This window comes from Brevundimonas bullata (assembly GCF_003350205.1).
GTDB lineage: Bacteria > Pseudomonadota > Alphaproteobacteria > Caulobacterales > Caulobacteraceae > Brevundimonas > Brevundimonas bullata.
Window position 1 is genome coordinate 14,819 of the sequence record NZ_QLLC01000034.1, and the last position, 15,355, is coordinate 30,173.

Annotated in this window: 22 protein-coding genes; 4 read left to right on the plus strand and 18 right to left on the minus strand. The window is 66.9% G+C overall.

What is annotated here, in order from left to right; all coding sequences use genetic code 11:
* Positions 1 to 11: 11 nt before the first annotated feature.
* The 17 genes from DXK21_RS13770 to DXK21_RS13840 all read right to left on the minus strand — a co-directional run bounded on the left by DXK21_RS13770 (position 12) and on the right by DXK21_RS13840 (position 11,777).
* A complete protein-coding gene (locus DXK21_RS13770; RefSeq protein WP_114818349.1) occupies positions 12 to 371 on the minus strand; it encodes a GTA-gp10 family protein in 360 nt (119 codons plus the stop codon).
* A 3-nt stretch (positions 372 to 374) separates the two neighbouring features.
* Positions 375 to 794: a phage tail tube protein gene (locus DXK21_RS13775; RefSeq protein ID WP_114818350.1), complete on the minus strand. Its 420-nt coding sequence runs from the start codon at positions 792 to 794 to the stop codon at positions 375 to 377.
* A gap of 3 nt (positions 795 to 797) precedes the next feature.
* A complete protein-coding gene (locus tag DXK21_RS13780; protein ID WP_162790693.1) occupies positions 798 to 1,187 on the minus strand; it encodes a DUF3168 domain-containing protein in 390 nt (129 codons plus the stop codon).
* 1 nt (position 1,188) lies between these two features.
* Positions 1,189 to 1,623: an HK97-gp10 family putative phage morphogenesis protein gene (locus tag DXK21_RS13785; protein ID WP_114818352.1), complete on the minus strand. Its 435-nt coding sequence runs from the start codon at positions 1,621 to 1,623 to the stop codon at positions 1,189 to 1,191.
* Positions 1,620 to 1,940: a phage head closure protein gene (locus tag DXK21_RS13790; protein ID WP_114818353.1), complete on the minus strand. Its 321-nt coding sequence runs from the start codon at positions 1,938 to 1,940 to the stop codon at positions 1,620 to 1,622. Before DXK21_RS13790 ends, DXK21_RS13785 begins: the two co-directional genes overlap by 4 nt.
* Positions 1,937 to 2,209, minus strand: coding sequence for a head-tail connector protein (locus DXK21_RS13795; protein WP_114818354.1), 273 nt, complete (start codon positions 2,207 to 2,209; stop codon positions 1,937 to 1,939). The genes DXK21_RS13790 and DXK21_RS13795 overlap by 4 nt, the downstream gene beginning before the upstream one ends.
* Positions 2,209 to 4,650: a phage tail tape measure protein gene (locus DXK21_RS13800; protein ID WP_114818355.1), complete on the minus strand. Its 2,442-nt coding sequence runs from the start codon at positions 4,648 to 4,650 to the stop codon at positions 2,209 to 2,211. Before DXK21_RS13800 ends, DXK21_RS13795 begins: the two co-directional genes overlap by 1 nt.
* On the minus strand, positions 4,640 to 4,984 hold the full coding sequence (locus DXK21_RS13805; RefSeq protein ID WP_211306040.1) for a hypothetical protein: 345 nt from the start codon (positions 4,982 to 4,984) through the stop codon (positions 4,640 to 4,642). The genes DXK21_RS13800 and DXK21_RS13805 overlap by 11 nt, the downstream gene beginning before the upstream one ends.
* 5 nt (positions 4,985 to 4,989) lie before the next feature.
* The gene (locus DXK21_RS13810) at positions 4,990 to 5,421 is read right to left on the minus strand and encodes a hypothetical protein (protein WP_114818357.1); all 432 of its coding nucleotides are present in this window, start codon (positions 5,419 to 5,421) and stop codon (positions 4,990 to 4,992) included.
* Between the two features lie 11 nt (positions 5,422 to 5,432).
* On the minus strand, positions 5,433 to 6,578 hold the full coding sequence (locus DXK21_RS13815; RefSeq protein ID WP_211306041.1) for a phage major capsid protein: 1,146 nt from the start codon (positions 6,576 to 6,578) through the stop codon (positions 5,433 to 5,435).
* Positions 6,579 to 6,590: 12 nt separating this feature from the next.
* On the minus strand, positions 6,591 to 7,115 hold the full coding sequence (locus DXK21_RS13820) for an HK97 family phage prohead protease (RefSeq protein ID WP_114818358.1): 525 nt from the start codon (positions 7,113 to 7,115) through the stop codon (positions 6,591 to 6,593).
* Entirely contained in the window at positions 7,112 to 8,323 is a 1,212-nt protein-coding gene (locus DXK21_RS13825; protein WP_114818359.1) for a phage portal protein, read from the minus strand. Before DXK21_RS13825 ends, DXK21_RS13820 begins: the two co-directional genes overlap by 4 nt.
* A 203-nt stretch (positions 8,324 to 8,526) precedes the next feature.
* Positions 8,527 to 8,688: a hypothetical protein gene (locus DXK21_RS16595; protein ID WP_162790695.1), complete on the minus strand. Its 162-nt coding sequence runs from the start codon at positions 8,686 to 8,688 to the stop codon at positions 8,527 to 8,529.
* Positions 8,685 to 8,939, minus strand: a complete 255-nt coding sequence (locus tag DXK21_RS13830) for a hypothetical protein (protein ID WP_114818360.1) — start codon at positions 8,937 to 8,939, stop codon at positions 8,685 to 8,687. The genes DXK21_RS16595 and DXK21_RS13830 overlap by 4 nt, the downstream gene beginning before the upstream one ends.
* Positions 8,940 to 9,013: 74 nt before the next feature.
* Positions 9,014 to 10,111, minus strand: a complete 1,098-nt coding sequence (locus DXK21_RS13835; protein WP_114818361.1) for an AAA family ATPase — start codon at positions 10,109 to 10,111, stop codon at positions 9,014 to 9,016.
* The gene (locus DXK21_RS16600) at positions 10,108 to 10,257 is read right to left on the minus strand and encodes a hypothetical protein (RefSeq protein WP_162790697.1); all 150 of its coding nucleotides are present in this window, start codon (positions 10,255 to 10,257) and stop codon (positions 10,108 to 10,110) included. The genes DXK21_RS13835 and DXK21_RS16600 overlap by 4 nt, the downstream gene beginning before the upstream one ends.
* A 62-nt stretch (positions 10,258 to 10,319) precedes the next feature.
* Positions 10,320 to 11,777 (minus strand): PQQ-dependent sugar dehydrogenase, encoded by a 1,458-nt coding sequence (locus DXK21_RS13840; protein ID WP_114818369.1) that lies wholly within the window; start codon positions 11,775 to 11,777, stop codon positions 10,320 to 10,322.
* A gap of 121 nt (positions 11,778 to 11,898) precedes the next feature.
* Here DXK21_RS13840 and DXK21_RS13845 point away from each other — a divergent pair, with 121 nt between their 5' ends.
* From DXK21_RS13845 to DXK21_RS13860, 4 genes are all read left to right on the plus strand, one after another.
* Positions 11,899 to 12,378, plus strand: a complete 480-nt coding sequence (locus DXK21_RS13845) for a translation initiation factor IF-2 (RefSeq protein WP_114818362.1) — start codon at positions 11,899 to 11,901, stop codon at positions 12,376 to 12,378.
* Between the two features lie 90 nt (positions 12,379 to 12,468).
* Entirely contained in the window at positions 12,469 to 12,999 is a 531-nt protein-coding gene (locus tag DXK21_RS13850; RefSeq protein WP_114818363.1) for a hypothetical protein, read from the plus strand.
* A 52-nt stretch (positions 13,000 to 13,051) separates the two neighbouring features.
* Entirely contained in the window at positions 13,052 to 13,690 is a 639-nt protein-coding gene (locus DXK21_RS13855; RefSeq protein WP_114818364.1) for a LysE family translocator, read from the plus strand.
* Positions 13,691 to 13,777: 87 nt separating this feature from the next.
* Positions 13,778 to 14,335: a CC0125/CC1285 family lipoprotein gene (locus DXK21_RS13860; RefSeq protein WP_114818365.1), complete on the plus strand. Its 558-nt coding sequence runs from the start codon at positions 13,778 to 13,780 to the stop codon at positions 14,333 to 14,335.
* A 143-nt stretch (positions 14,336 to 14,478) separates the two neighbouring features.
* On the opposite strand, the gene DXK21_RS13865 is transcribed toward DXK21_RS13860, so the two are convergent.
* Positions 14,479 to 15,219, minus strand: a complete 741-nt coding sequence (locus DXK21_RS13865) for a DUF6065 family protein (RefSeq protein WP_114818366.1) — start codon at positions 15,217 to 15,219, stop codon at positions 14,479 to 14,481.
* Positions 15,220 to 15,355: the final 136 nt, after the last annotated feature.

Genomic DNA, 15,355 nt, shown 5'->3' on the forward strand with positions numbered 1-15,355 from the left:
ACACCATCCGATCAGGAGGGCGTCCCAATCCCAGCCGCCGCCTTCTGAGGGCGCGCCGTGCCCTTGGCTGCCTCCGGGAAGGCCGCAGAGAAGGCCTTGGCGATCAGTTGCGCCGTCTCGGCGGTGCCGACCTGGGTGATGATGTCGCCGGCCTGCTCTTCGGTCAGGTTGTGGTGAGCGATCAGGCCGGCCCAGAAGACGGTGCGCAGCGTGCTGATGCGCATGTTCTGGCCCATCTGGGCGCCGATCTCGGCCACGCCGACGCCAAGACGATCTTCGAGGACGCACAGGGCGTTGATGGTGTAGGCCAGGGTGTAAGCCATGTCGCCGGCGGTGAAGCCGACTTCACCCTTCAGGCTCATGCGGTTCATGGCTTATTCCCCCGCCGCGCGGACAACCGAGCCGGTGACCTTGATCGTCACGGTGGCGGTCATCTTGTCGTCGTTCGGGACCGCCGGCTCATAGCCGGTCAGCAGACCCGAGAAGGACCAGGTGTGGTCGTTCGGGAAGACGATGCGGAACTTTGCTGCAACGCGCGTGGCCTTGGCGGCCAGCAGCAGGCCCTCGCTCGTGGAGCCGGGGACGAAGTTCATCTCGAAGGAGGTTTCGCCGGGATCGGTGAGACCCATGACGAACTCGCGGTCGGGCGAACCCATGTGCGAGGCGTCGATGACGTCCGTCGTCTCGTTGGGCGGGGTGATGTCGTAGACCTCGGCGATGGCCGTGTAGGTCCCCGGCGTCCCGGTCTCGATTTGGAATTGAGCGCCGTTGCCGATGCTTGCGGAAGTTGCCATGGCTTAGATCTCCTGATGCCAGACGGAAATGTCGATACGGGTGCGGTAGAGCGGCGTCGGGTCTTCGCCCTCGAAGCTGTCGCTCTCGCTGTCGATGAAGATGCCCTGAAGGACGACGCCGCCGGTGGCGGTCTGGGCGTGCGGCAGGGCGGGGACGACCGCGCGGGCCAGTCTCTTGGCCTGGCTGTAGGTGCCGCCCCAGATGTCGATCTGGACCGAGCTGCTGACCAGACCGGAACGGCCGCTATTCGTCGCGTCCCGCTGGCCGGTGATCCGGTGCAGGGTGATGGCCGGAAGGACGGCGCCGGGACGGGCAGACCAGTTCACCCGGTCGCCGACAAGCGCCGACACCCCGGCGTTGCCCAGCAGCAGATTGGAGATGGCTTCTTCCACCTTACGCTCCAGTTCTCGCAGCCTTGCGCGCGGCGCGCTTGGCGGCTTTATCGATCTCTTCGCCGAGGATGCCGGCGAGGCTTTCGAGGGCTCCATGCTTCTCCTCCTCCCAGGCCGGCCGCATGAACGGCTGCGGGCCATGGTTGCGGTTTCCGAACTCGGTCTGGGGTCCCTGCGGGTGTCGACCCGGCCCCATGTGGGCCTCGATCTGCGACTGCTTGCGGTTCCGCTTGGGGTTCTTCGTGGTGACGTTGATGCTCTCGGCCAGGTCGCCAGACATGGAGGGCACGCGCCGGCGGGCAGCCTCGGCCATCGGCTCCAAGGCCTGCTTCAGGCCTCGCCGGGCGATGTTGCGCGCGGTCGAGACCTTCAGCTCCGACAGGGCCTTTTCCAGATCCTTCAGGCCTTCGACCTTGACGGTGACGCCCCGGCTCATGCCGCCCTCGCCACGGTGTGCAGTTCCATGTGACGGGCGCGGCCGAGCGGGCGGACCTCATGGATGTTGTGGGTCTGGCCGTCGCAGACGACGCGGTCCTTGGTGGTGATCTCGGGCAGCCAGTGCAGGCGGAAGACAACCCGCTGCTCGTTCTGGATGGCGTCGGCGGACAGGAACTCCCGGCCGCTGGACTGGACGCGCTCAGCCATAGCCGTGGCCACGGTGACGGCTCCGTAGATAGGCGCGTTGAACTCGTCGCGGCCGGTGATGCCGTCGCGCACGATCTCGATGTAGGTGTCCAGCCGGCCGAGCTTCATCCGAACACCCAGGGGCGCAGGTCGCTCAAGAGCGTCTGGGCCTCCTCCGGGACGGTCGCGCCCTCACGCCCCTCGAACAGGGCGGCCAGGGTCATCTTCACCGCCTGCACGAAAATGGGCGGCAGGGGGTCGGGTTGATCCTCGGTGCCGATATAGCGGGAGCAGGCGTCGACGGCGGCGTCCAGCAAGTCCTGCACGAGGGTGTCTTGATGGCCGTCCAGGATGCCCAGATGCTGCTTGGCGCTGGCGAGGGAGATTATGGTGCTCATCAGCGGATCCTCTGTCTGGAATGACGCTGTGCGCTCGCCATGTCCTGACGGGACATCGCGACTGCGCTGGAAGCGGCCTGCATGGCCTGGGGACCGGCGGCGCGCTGGACGGCCACGTCGAAATAGCGGGACTTATCGACGCTGATGATCATGCCGGATTGACCGCCGACATCGCGCTGCTGGCCCTTGGTTGAAATATCGACTCGCTCGCCGGGCGTGGCGCGGAAGGCGACCAGCTTGGAGTCCACCGTGCCGGAACCGCCGACCTCGAAGGATCCGCCGCGCGCGAAGCCGGGGAGGAACTTCATCGCTCCCGACAAAATCGACCCAAGGCCGCCGCCGCCGCCGCCCTGCGATCCGCCCAGGGCGTCGAAGATGGATCGGCCGATACCTTTCAGGGCATCGCTCATCACGTCGCCGAACATCGCCTGCAGAACCCCTTGCCAGTCCCCCCGCAGGGCGGCGTCGATGCCGTATTCAAAGGCGTCGGCGAACTTCTCGCGGCTGTCCGTGATGGTCTGGTTCATGCTGGCCACGGCGTCGTTGATCGCCTTGACGCCGGGCGTGTCGCCGATGTCTTTCAGGGCCGGGATGTCTGGCAGGCTCAGACCGGCAGCATCCAGACCGGCGCTGTCAGCACGATAGCGGGCCTGGAGCCGGCGCTGCATCTCGTCAAACTGCTTCTGATCAATCCCGCCCTTGCGGGGACCGGCGGCCAGTTGGGCGTTGAGTTCCTTGCTGTCGGTGCGGAAGTCGAGATCCAGGCTCTCCCGGTCGGACATCAGGCCCTGCATCGACCGGCGGACCCGCTGCTGCATGTCCTCGAAGGCTTCGGCGGCCGTGCGCGTGGCGCTGACGGCAGGCTTGACCATGTTGTCGTCGAGCTTGGCCATCCACTGGCCGATCTCGGTCACCATGTCAGGGACGTAGGAGTGGCCGACGACCGCATCGTAGAGCTTGAAGAAGGCATCCGAGACGCCTTTCACCTTGTCGATCACCGACTTGAGCACGCCGAACAGCCTGCCCTGGAGCCAGGAGGTGACGCCCTCTACCAGCTTGCGCATCGAGTCGATCACGCCCGGGAAGAGGGTCTCGAAGGCGTTGAGGATGGCGCTGACGGCGGACTTTACGGCCTGCCAGAGATAGCCCCACATGGCGCTGAAGTCGCCGCGCAGGAGAGCCCCCAATGCGCGGAAGACGTTGGTGATGACGTTGATGGCGCCGGTGATCAGGTCGATCGCAGCGCCGAACACCTGAGCGATGCTCTGACCCCAGACCTTCAGGTTGGCCGAACTGGACCCGCTGCCCGATCCGAAGATGGCGCTGAACATCTCACCGATGGCCGAGACCGCGCCTTTGAGGGCGTCGAACAGGGGCATGATCTTCGGCCCCAGCGTCTCCTTCAGGGTGGTGGCGAACTGCATCACCACCGGGATGATGTCGTCCTTGAATGCCAGGAAGGCGAGGACCGCCGCGCCGATGGCCAGGATGACCGGGCCGCTCATGACGGCCGCAACGGCCCCGAACACCGGCAGCAGGGCTCCGACAGCGGTGACCACGCCGCCGAGGCCGACCAGAAGCGGGCCAATGGCGGCCGCGACAGCCGCTCCGATGGCGATGAACTTCTGGGTTTCAGGCGAGAGGTTGGCGAATGCCTTGGTCATCTCCGCGACCTTGGCAATCAGCGGGCCGATGACGTCCCGGACGATGGGCTCGAACGCACCCTCCAGGTCCATCAGGGCCGTCTTCATCGGCTTCCAGATGTCGGCGTTGCCCGCTGCCTCTGCCGCTCCCCCGAACTGGCGTTCCAGCTCGTTGAGCATGATGCCCTGGGCGCCGGCGGCATTGCCGACCGCGACCATGGATTTGATCTGTTCTTTCTGCTGATCGGTGAACTGGATACCGGCGCGGCCAAGAGCTGCCAGTCCCTTGACCGGGTCGTTCAGCGCCTTGCCGATCATCATGGTGGCGCCCTGCAGGTCTCCCTGCATACGGGCCGACAAGTTCAGGGCGGCGAGCTGGGCGCGGTCGAACGCGTCGCCAGCGATGTTGCCGAAGCTCAGCAGGTTGGCCGTCAGCTTGGTCAGGATCTCGTCGTCATCGACGCCGGTCAGGTTCCGCAGGGCTTCAGCCGAGGCCGACAGTTGCTCGGCCGTCTTGCCGCTGGCCCCGCCCATGCTTTCCAACGCGGCCTTGACCTGACCGGCGGCGTGCGCGGCGTCCTGGCTGCCCTGCAAGAGGTGAGCGCCGAGGGCGATGAATGGGGCGGTGATGGCGACCGACATGCCTGCGCCGACTGTGGCGAGGCCTGCGCCGACCTTCTGCATCTTGGCCCCGGCGTCTTTCAGCGCCTTCTGAGCGCCGTCCAGGCCGTCTGTGAACGAGGCCGAGTCCAGCCCAAGGGTGACGCGCAGGGCGCCGACGACAGCATTACCGGCCATGGGCGCGCTCCAGTTTCTGTTTCATCGAGGCGTGACAGGGCGAGGAGGCCATCGGCTGCCAGTTGGACCGGCGCCAGAACAGGCTCATGTCGCCCCGGTGCGGGGTGATGTGATCCACCATGTCGGCCTTGCGACCGCAGCCGCAGGCGCACAGGCGGTTCTCGGGCTTGGCCAGGAAGGCCTTGCTCTCAGTTTCCCATTTCGAGGTGTAGCCGCGCTCGCGAGCGGACGGGCGCCGGGCCTCGTAGGCCTTGGCGCGGGCAGCCGAACAGGCGAGGCAGGACCGCCCCGTCTGCGCTACCCGGCCGCAGCCGCAGATGCTCGGCGCCCGCATAGGCATCAGTCCACCGGGTACTGGGCGGGACGGCCGAAGATGACCTCGGCGGCCAGCGGGGTGCCGGTGCCGTGGGTGCCGCTGAAGTCGCCCTTGAGGCGGATGTAGCGGGCGTCGCCGATGTAGCCGAGCTTGGTCACCTTGGCGGCTGCCTGGGCCGTCTTGAGGGCCAGCACGATGCCGTCGTCAGCCGTCAGGTCAGGACCGACCACCTGGCTGGCGGGGACTGGAGCCCATGCCGTCCCATCGTAGCTGTCCTCCAGAACGAACTCGATCTTGTTCGTGCCGGTGAAGGTGATGCCGCCGACGCCCACATGGATGGCGATGGTGGCCGAGGCATAGCCCAGGCGGTCAATGGTGACCGGCGTGGTGTCAGCGGTGTAGACGCCCGGCACGATAGCCGAGACGATCTTCATGGAGTTGGATTGTTCGCGCATCAGTCTGCTCCTCAGCTCACGGCCATCTTGAGTTTGCGGAAAGCGTCGGGGCGGACGGTGCCAGCGCCGACACGGCGGCGGCCGTGGAAGCGGACCAGACCCTCGGTGACGACGGTGTAGGGGTCGCGCAGGATCGACAGGCCGACACGGTCAGCGATGCGGTAGCCCGAGGCGAAGTCGCCGTAGATGACCGGGGTGGCGTTCGCCTCGATGCCCGGCATGTCGACGGCTTCAATGACGGGACGGCCCAGCAGGGTGGCCGGTTGACCTGCCTGGATGGAGTCCTGCCAGAGGAAGCGGCCGTTGGCGTCCTTGAGCAGGCGGTAGGCGGCGATGGAGGCGCCGTTCAGCATGAAGGAGCCACGGTTCCGATAGGTCGGCGGCAGGTCGTACATCAGCTGGATCAGGGCGTCGGCCGAGACGTTGGCGGCATGGCCGTTCGCCACGGTCGGGATTGCGGCGTCGTTCAGGATGCCGACCGGCTTCTTGATGCCGTCGCCGATCAGGAAGGCCACGCCCTCCAGACGACCGAACTCTTCGGCGAAGTCGCTGGCCAGCTCCGAGGCCAGATCGATGGCGCTGTCTTCCAGCAGCCAGTTGCTGACGTCGATGTATGCAGCCATCTCGTGAACGTCGATGCCGGCCTGCCCGTAGGTGGGTTCCGTCTTCGGGCGTTCCTCGGTCTCGCCGACCCATTTGGCGGTGATTGTGCCAGTGCGCTTCGGCCAGACGATGCGGCCGGCCGTGGTCGGGGTGACGCGGGCGGCGGCGCGGATGGGGCTGATCTCGACCAGCTCCTTCTGAAGCTGGGCCTCGAACTGCTCGGGAGCCAGGAAGCCGCCCTTGCTGTCATCCGAGACGATCAGGGCCTTGCGTTCGTCGGCCTCCAGGGACTCGGTGCCGCCGCGAACAAAGCCCCAGAAGGCCTTCTCTTCGATCTTGGGCTCGTCGTCCTGGCCGCCGGCGCCGGGGCGCTTCAGGGCGGCGATCTCGGCTTTCAGGGCCTTGGTTTCGTCCTGGCCGGGTTTCAGGGCTGCTTCAACGGCAGCCTTCACCTTGTCGTCGACCGACTTGGTCAGCGTCTCCAGGGCGGTTTTGACTTCCAGGTCATCGCCGTCCGGGGCGTCTTTGGTTTCGAGAGGGGCGTGGGTCAGCATGGGTGTGGTCTCCTAGGCGCGCAGGGCGGCAGCAGCCGCGTTGAGCTGAGCCACGATCCGGCGCGCACGGTCGGGGCAGTGGGACTTCACGCGCTCGACGCGCGACAGCGGGTTGGCGGGAATGGCCACCAGACTGATCTCGTGCAGGTCCACGGCCTCCAGCAGGCGGGCTTTGCGCTCGCGATCCTGCCGGGCTCGGGTGGTGCGGTAGCCGATGGACAGGCCGCCCACGGCGCCAGCCTTGGCGAACTCGAAAGCGTCGGCCCCGTCGCGGGTGGCGGTGAGGATCCGGCCCTTCACGCGCAAGCCCTGGCCGTCTTCCTTGATCTCGGTCCAGACGCCGATGGGGCGCTTCTGGTCATGGCCCCAGAGCATCGCCACCGCGCCAGCGCCACGGCCGCCGAGCGACTTGGTGAAGGCTCCAGGCAGGACGATGTCGCCAGCCAGGTCACGGTTGCCGAAGGTCGAAGCGTAGCCTTCGATCTCCCCGGTCTCGCCGATGGCCTTCAGTTCGATGGGAAACAGGCTGTCGGTCATTCGACGGCTCCCGGCTTTTCGGTGTTCATGGGGCGCCGGAACTCTTCACCGCCTGCGTAGGGGGTGCGGTTCTCCATGGCGCGGACCTCGTTGGGGTTCAGGACGCCGTTGGTGATGGCCTTGCTGTAGGCCTCCATCCGCGCAGCCAGGTCGGCCCGCACGATGTCGTCCACGAGGAACTCAGGGAAATAGGTCTGCCGTTCGTCGGCGCTCAGCAGGGACCGGCGGATCGCGCCCTCCCACTGCTTCAGCCAGGGCATCAGGCAGAGGGTCAGGAACTGCTGGCCGAGCTGTTCGGTGTTGCTCCAGGTCGCGCGGCCAAGCTCCTGCAACAGGGGAGGCGGGATGCGGAACGGGCGGGCGATGTCGATCACCTGCTCGCGGCGTAGTTCCATGAACTGGGCATCCACCGACGAGAACTGAAGCTGCTGCCAGGTGGTGCCATCCTCCATGAAGGCGGTGCCGCTCGAACTGTCCGCGCCGTGCGCCTTGTTCCAGGAGGAGGCGGCGCGCTTCATCGCATCGACGCTCAAGCCCTTGGGCAGGGTCAGGACGCCAGAGGGGCGGGCGCCCTTACCGAACAGCTTGGCGGCGTGGCGTTCCATGACCATCATCACGGCGATGGCTTCGCGGGCCGCCGTCAGCGGGGCGACGCCGTCGAGCGGCTTCAGGTGGAAGATGTCGGTGCGGTCATAGGTGCGCTGGCGGCCGTTGCGCTCGCTGACCTTGTAGAGGGGCTCGCGGGTGTAGGGGTCCGTTTCGACCGCGACCGAGGCCGAAGGGATCTGAACCAGCTCCTGGATCTCGCCGCCGACACGTCCGATCCAGGCGAAGGCGCCCTGATCATAGCGGAGGGCCGAGGACATCATGGCCTGGCGGAACTCGTAGGCGCTCGTCCAGTCGTTCGGCTGATCGCCCAGCAGGGTGTGCAGGACGTGGCCCGTTGCGCGCTCTTTGCCGCCGTCAGCCGTGCGCTCGTAGAGGTGCAGGGGAAGCTGGGCGACGGCCTGGGCCAGAACCGCGACGCAGGCGTAGGCCGTGGGGCACTTCATCGCGCTGTCGGGGGTGACCGAGATGCCGGCGATCCCGCGCTGGGCGCCGAAGATTGCCTCCAGCCAGGAGACGGATTCTGCGTCGGTCGCATCGGGGGCGACGGTCGGGGAGGCCTTGACCTCGAAACCCAGCAGCTTGGCGGCGTTCTTGAGCAAGGTAGCCCCAGTGTTTCAATAACTGGGACATCGTAGGGAAATCGACACGTCGCTAAATGGCACTGCTCTATATTGCTCAGGCTTGCTCAGGTTTGCTCATCGATGTGGGTCTGAGAAAAACCGCCAATCCCGTGACTTTTCGTTTTGTCCTCCCCCACCGGTCCTTAGGCAACGGATTGAAGTCTGGACCCGCCCCTCCCTGGTCAGTCCAAGCCGCCCTTGATCACTTGGAAGGGCCGAGGCTGAACTTCACCGTCCTCGGGTTCCTTCATCGGGCAGAGGTTGACCTCGATAAGAACGCCGGCCGACCAGCCAAGCTCGACCAGCTCATGAGCCTTGGCCCTGATCTCATCATGGGCGGTCATGCGGCCTCGTCCTGTGATGCTGCGTCGTTACTGCTCTGGGCCTCACGCTGTAGGGCGAACCAAGCCTTGATCTCCGAGCGTAGCGCCACAAGCTGGCCAGCCATGCGGTAGATGGGGAAGCGGTGCGGGGGGCGAACGCGATGATGAAGGTTGTAGACCTTCTTGACCCTGGTCTCGTCGCCGAAGAGGTGGGCGGCGATCTCGCTGGCGCCATAGAGGCCATCGGGCTGGGCGTACTCGGGGGGTCTCATGCTTCCGTTTTCCGAAGGGTGGGGGTGGGAGGCGCTAACATCGCTCACATCGCTAACAATGGGGCGAGGGACGTTCATGCTTCGTCCTCCTGAATGTTAGCGTTGTTAGCGATGTTAGGGGGGGAGATATCAGGATGCAGGTATTTGCCTCTGCCGACCTTCTGAACCTCGCCAGCCTTGGCCATCTTGTGCAGTAGGAAGCGGACGCTGGCGTAGGCTTGACCGCTAACATCGACGATTTCGCGCGGGTTCATCGGGGTCGTTTCTCCCTTCAGCGCATCCAGGATCGACGTCCGTTCATCGGAGCGCCGTACCTCCACGGCATCGCCCAGGACACGCCAGCGGCAGATGTCCTTCTGGAACTCCAGCGCCGTCTCGAACTCAGCGATGTCCCGGCCACGGCCCGACAGGGTGACCCCTTCGCCATCGCGGTCGAGGATGATCGTGGTGTCTGCGGCGCCCGTCAGGCCGTTCGTCCCGCTGACCTTCTCCAGTTTGTCGCCGGCCTCAGCTTTGCGGGTGTGGTGGATGACGACTATGGCCAGGCCGAACTCGTCGGCCAGCTCCTTCAAGGGGGTGACGCTGCGGTAATCGTATTGATAGGGGGCTTCGCTTCTGCCCTGGGAGGCTCGGACTTTATTGAGCACGTCGATGACGATCAGGCGGGGCTTGTCGGCGGCGACGATCCATTGGCGCAGGTCGTCCAGACCTCCCTCGTCCAGCATCCTCATCTCGGTCCAGACGGTGAAGCCGGAACCGGGTTTGCGAGCGCAGACCTTGTGCAGGCGATCCTTTATCCGGCGCGGGTTGTCTTCCAGGGCCGCGTAGAGAACATCGCCCTGGATGCAGTAGCGGTCGCCTAGCGTGTAGCCTCCCTGGGCGACGGCGTTGCAGATGTCGAGGGCGAGCCAGGACTTTCCAAGCTTCGGTGCGCCGACAAGCAGCGTCAGACCGGCCGTGATGTAGTCAGGCACGATCCATGCGACAGGCGGGAAGTGCATGTCCCATAGTTCATCGGCGCCGAACGACACCTGCCGTTTGGGCTTCGCGGGTATCGCGTCGAGATCGTCCAGCGGATCGAAGATCCTTAGAACCGGCCTGGAGGCGGCCTTAGCCTGAATGGCGGCGGCTTGTTCCTCGAACTCGCGGTCAAAGTCTCGCGCGACGCTCACGACCGCACCGCCCCGAGGAACCACGGTTCGGGGTAGTCGTCGCTATCGGGCAGCAGTTCAGCCAGGACGCGGCAGGCCTCCACGATGCGCGCGGTACGCTCGGCGCAGTCGAAGAATGAATCGCAGGCGGCAGCCCAGGCGTTCATGTCAAAATTGCTCGACCTCGGCGTGCGCCCGTTATAGGCTTCACCCCGTTCTTGCCGTTCAGCTAGATCATTCCGAACCCCGGTGTGGCCCGCCAGCCTGCCGGGGTTTTTCGTGTCCGACAGCCTGGAATTGGGGTTAGCCAACGCGCCCATTTCCCCTTTCGGATCAATGAGCGCGCATGGGTGGGTTGGACCGGGGAAGCTGCTGAAATCCCTGAATTGCGGGACTTCCTGAGGATCGCCCGGCTGCGGTCGTCCGTGACCCAGATCGACCCGTCGGCGGCGACCGCCATGACCACCGGCGAGCCGCGCGGCTGACGCCCCGCCACGCGGTCCCAGCCCGGCGTCAGCACCTTCCCCTTCACGCTCGGCGCCCCGGCCGGATAGGCCAGCGACCCGCGCGGATAGATGGCGTAGCGCCCGCCCACATCGGTCAGGGGAACGCCGGCTTCATCCGTCTCCACCGCCGTGATCCGGCCCGCCGTGCGGCGATAGCCGTGCCAGGTCATCAGCAGCCGCCCGCGCAGTTCCGGGAACATCGCCCCGTCATAATAGATCATGTCCAGCGGCGCCGCGTGCGGCGGCAGCAGGGCTGTCGGCTGATCCCGCTCGCCGCACCGCGCCTGACCGGCCGACCATCCGGGCAGCGGTGTGGCCAGGTCCACGCAGTACGGCCAGCCGTAGTGACCGCCCTGACGCAGCACATTGACCTCGTCGAACGGATGCTCGGGCGTGGGCAGGTCCACCGAGTTCTCGGCCTGCAAGATCGTCCCCGCCGGATGCCGCACCAGGGCGATGGAGTTGCGCAGGCCGCTGGCGAAGACGCGACTCTCCTCGGCCCAACGCCCGTTCCCTAGGTAGGCGTGGCGGCGCACCTGGGCCGTCGCCGCCTCCTCGACGCAGGCCCCGCGCGCGTCCGCCTTCACCTTGCCCGCCCCGTCCAGACAACGGTCGCTGGGCGCCCCGACATTGACCAGCAGGTCGCCGTTCCCGTCGAAAACAAAGCTCGACAGCGGGTGGCGATTATCATGCAGCCGGTTGTCCGGCAGGTCGCCGATCACGGTGCGCACGCTGGCCGCCGGGTCCGCCGCCTCGGGGTCCAGGGTCAGGATGCGGTTCATCTCCGACACATAGACGCGCCCGTCCGGCCCGCGCGCCACGGTGTGCGGCATCGACAGCCCGCCCGTCAGCCGCCGCCAGCGCACCGCCCCGTCGCCCGCAAACGACAGCCGCCAGACCGCCCCCTTGCCCGCGTCCCAGCCGCCCAGGTCCGTGACCAGCCAGTCGCCGCCCTCCAGCGGCATCAGCCCGCGCGGCATCCTCGGCCCCTCGGCGCCCGCCCCCTGCCAGACCAGACCCAGGCAGAGCCCCGGCGCCATGCGCACCGTGGTCGCGGGCTTGCCGCCGCAGTCGCCCGAAACGGAATAGACGCGCGCCGGCGTCTGCGCCTCGGCCTGCGCGCCGCCCAGAACAAGCCCGACAACGACGGTCAGGCCGAAAAGAACATGAGATCGCTTCATGGTCCCATGCTGGCGCTTGCCCTTGGCCTCTGACAAGGCCAACCTTGCCATCATCATCGATCGAGTGATCGATATTGTCCTGCGGCGAGCATCAGGCTCCCGCCCTGCCGGAGCCTTCCTCATGTCCCTGCGCCTGACCCTCGCCGCCGCTGCGGCGACGCTCGCCTTCGCCGCGCCCGCCGTCGCCCAGGACGCCGCCCCTGCGGCCCCGGCCCAGAGCCCGGCCGTCACCGCCGCCCCAGCCATGTCGCCCGAAGAAACCGCCTTTGAAGCCAAGGGCATGGCCTTCGAGGCCGAGACCCAGCAGATGGGCGTGGAACTACAGGCCGTGATGGAAGACGCCGCCCTCGACGCCGCCGCCAAGAAGGCCCGCACCAACGCCATCCTGGACCGCTACGATCCCAAGTTCGAAGCCTTCGCCGTTGAACTGGAAACCTTCATGCGCGCCTTGGCCGACCGACCCGAGCGCGCCGCTCAGAAGGACCAGATTCTCGCCGCCGCCACGGCCGGGCCGGCTCAGGTTCGCGCCGTTCCGGCCCAGATTCGCGCCAGCATCGACCAGGCCCTGGCCGCCCCGGCGGCGCCCGCCGCACCGAACTGACCTCGAGGCCCCCGACGCCTTACCGCGATTTCACTTGAGATCGCTCCTCCTTCGGCGGACCTTGCGACGTCCGCCGAAGGAGCCCTCCCGATGATCCGCGCCCTGTCGCTCGCCGCCGCCCTGGCCCTGCTGCCCGTCTCCGCCGCCGTAGCCCAGGAGAGCAAGACCGCCGCCGAGGTCCAGTTGGAGGCCGCCGCCGCCGCCTTCGAGCAGAAGATGGAGGAGTTCGGCGAACGCGCCGAAGCCATCCAGGACGACGACGCCCTCAGTGAAACCGCCAAGGGCCTGCGCGTGGCCGCCCTGTGGTCCGAGTACCAGCCCCATGTCGCCGCCTTCACCACCATGGCGACGCAGCAGGCCGGTGAAATCGCCAATCAGGCCCTGGCCGCAATCGACATCGACGCCATCGTCGCCGAGACCCTGGCCGGCGTCGCCCCCATGGTTGACGGCATGGCGAGCAACAGCGCCTGGGCTCAGACCGATCCCGATCAAATGGTGACCTACGGCCTGATGGCCGACTACGCCGTCGGCCAGTCGATGGATGCGATCGAAGAGGTCAACGACGCCTTCGTCGCGCCCCCGGCCCCGCCTGTGGCGCCCGCCCCGCCCGCCGAGGCCTGATCTCGCTCGACAAGGCTTGACCTGACCGATCCCCCGCCGGAAAGGGGATCGTATGGCCGCGCTTCCCGTCGATCCGCATCTCTACGCCGCCTTCTTCGGCGTCATGGCCGTCATGGCGATCACGCCCGGCCCCGCCAACCTGTTCGCCGTGGCGACCGGCATGGAGAAGGGCCGCGCCTCGGCCCTTATCGGCGTGGTCGGCATGAACGCCGCCACCCTGGTCTGGTTCGGCGCCGCCGCCCTGGGCCTCGGCGCCCTGGTCGCCGCCTTTCCTCAGGTCTTCCGTCTCATCGCCGTGCTCGGCGCCCTCTATGTCGCCTGGCTGGGGATCAAGGCGCTGCGCGGCGCCTTCGCCACCGCCGCTGAGCCGGAGCACGTAGAGGTCCGGCGCGGACGCAGCGCCCTGATCGACGGCTTCACGGTCCAGATCGCCAATCCCAAAGCCATCCTCTTCTTCACCGCCGTCCTGCCGCCCTTCCTGGACATGAACCGTCCTGTGGCGCCCCAGCTGGCCCTGTTCGCCCTGGCCACCATCGGCATGGACCTGCTGTCGATGAGCGCCTACGGCCTCGGCGGCGCCGCCCTGGCGGACCGGATGAACCAGCCCCGCTTCAAGCGCGGCTTCGGGATTTTCGTCGGCAGCTTGCTGATCCTTGCGGCCCTTCTGATCGTAACCAGATTGCACGGTTAGGTCATTCAGGTCCGTGATAAGGAACTTGGCCGTTCACGCCTCGTTCAGAACCACGGACGTTCTATGGACGTTCAAGGAGAACCTTCCATGAAACATCTTCGCAAAGCTCCAGTTCTGCTCGCGGTCGCAGGCGCCCTGGCGCTGGGCGCCTGCGCCACCGCCACCCCCTATCAGCCGGCGGGCTACAACGGCGAGCGCGGCGGCTACGCCGAGCAGCGTCTCGAGGCCAATCGCTACAGCGTCAGCTTCTCGGGCAACTCGGTCACGTCGCGCGACCAGGTCGAGATGTCTCTGCTGCTGCGCGCGGCCGAACTGACGGTCGAGAACGGCTACGACTGGTTCGCCACCGTCACCCGCGCCACCGACCGCGACACCCGCTTCTATTCGACGCCCGATCCCTTCTACTACGACCGCTATGGTCCCTACTGGGGTCCGTCGTGGCGCTTCTACCAGCGCGGCTACTGGAGCACCTGGGACCCCTACTGGGGTCGTGACCGCGACATCCGTCAGGTCGACCGCTACGAAGCCACGGCCGAGATCGTCATGGGCCGCGGCGCCAAGCCCGCCGGCGACCCCAACGCCTTCGACGCCCGCGAGGTCATCAACAACCTCGGCCCGCGCGTCCTGCGGCCTGTCTCCAAGTAGGGGCGCTATCGCGAGCGAAGAGCGATAAGTCTGAACTGAAAACGCCCGCCTCAGCGATGAGGCGGGCGTTGCTGTTTGTAATAACGGCCTCAAGTAGCGCGAAGCGCGATAGGCCTCTCAAAAGAAGGACCCTCGCGTCGGCCTCACCCAACCCGAGGCGTCTTGAGCCGGCGCTTGTTAGCATGGGTCGCCGGCGCCGTGCCGAGCGCTTCCGGCACCTCGCCCTTGAAGTAGAAGCGCTGCCAGGCCTCCTTGGCCGCGTCGGGATCGCCCGAGGCCAGGCGGGTGTTGAAGTCGGTGCGCGCCCGGTTCCAGGCGTCGAACTGGCCCTTCATGCCGGGATTGGAGTCCAGCGAACGGATCACCGGCTCGAACGCCTCCACCTTGCGATGCTCGATCGGCAGGATGAAGCAGAAGGGCTCGCCCTTCTCGAACTTGACCTTGCCCGGCCGCGTGAAGATCCAGTTCATCGTGAAGGGGAAGGGCAGCCAGTCGGTCTCGATCAGGCCCGTCAGCGGCTGGATGCCGTCCTTGACGTGGTTCGGCGAGCCCTGCGCCAGCATCCCCCAGCCCGGCGGCGTCCTGAACAGGTACTGCGGGTGCATGGTCAGCACCCCGCGCGAGAAGTGCGAGGTGACGAAGTGGTCCAGCTCCGGCTGCGGCCGGTCGGGCGTGATCTTGATGTCGGACTGGGCCGGGCCGCCGTTCCATTCAGCGGTGAAGCCGAACGGGACCAGGATCTCCCACCCCGTGGTGTTGGCCATGGTCAGCGGCAGACAGCGATAGGGATGCCGGCTGGCGAAGGCGTCCATCCAGTTGCGCGACTGGCGGCCCGGCACCAGGTCGCACGGCCGGGGGCTCATCGGATAGCATTCCAGTTCCAAGACGCGGCTCCCAAACAGGTCGAACAGAGGGTAACGATGATGTCCCTCCTATCGCCCCCGCCGCCCGCCCGACAAGGCCGAGATGACCGACACCGCTTCCGACGTGACTGTTCCCGCCGCCGTCCCCGCCCCCCAC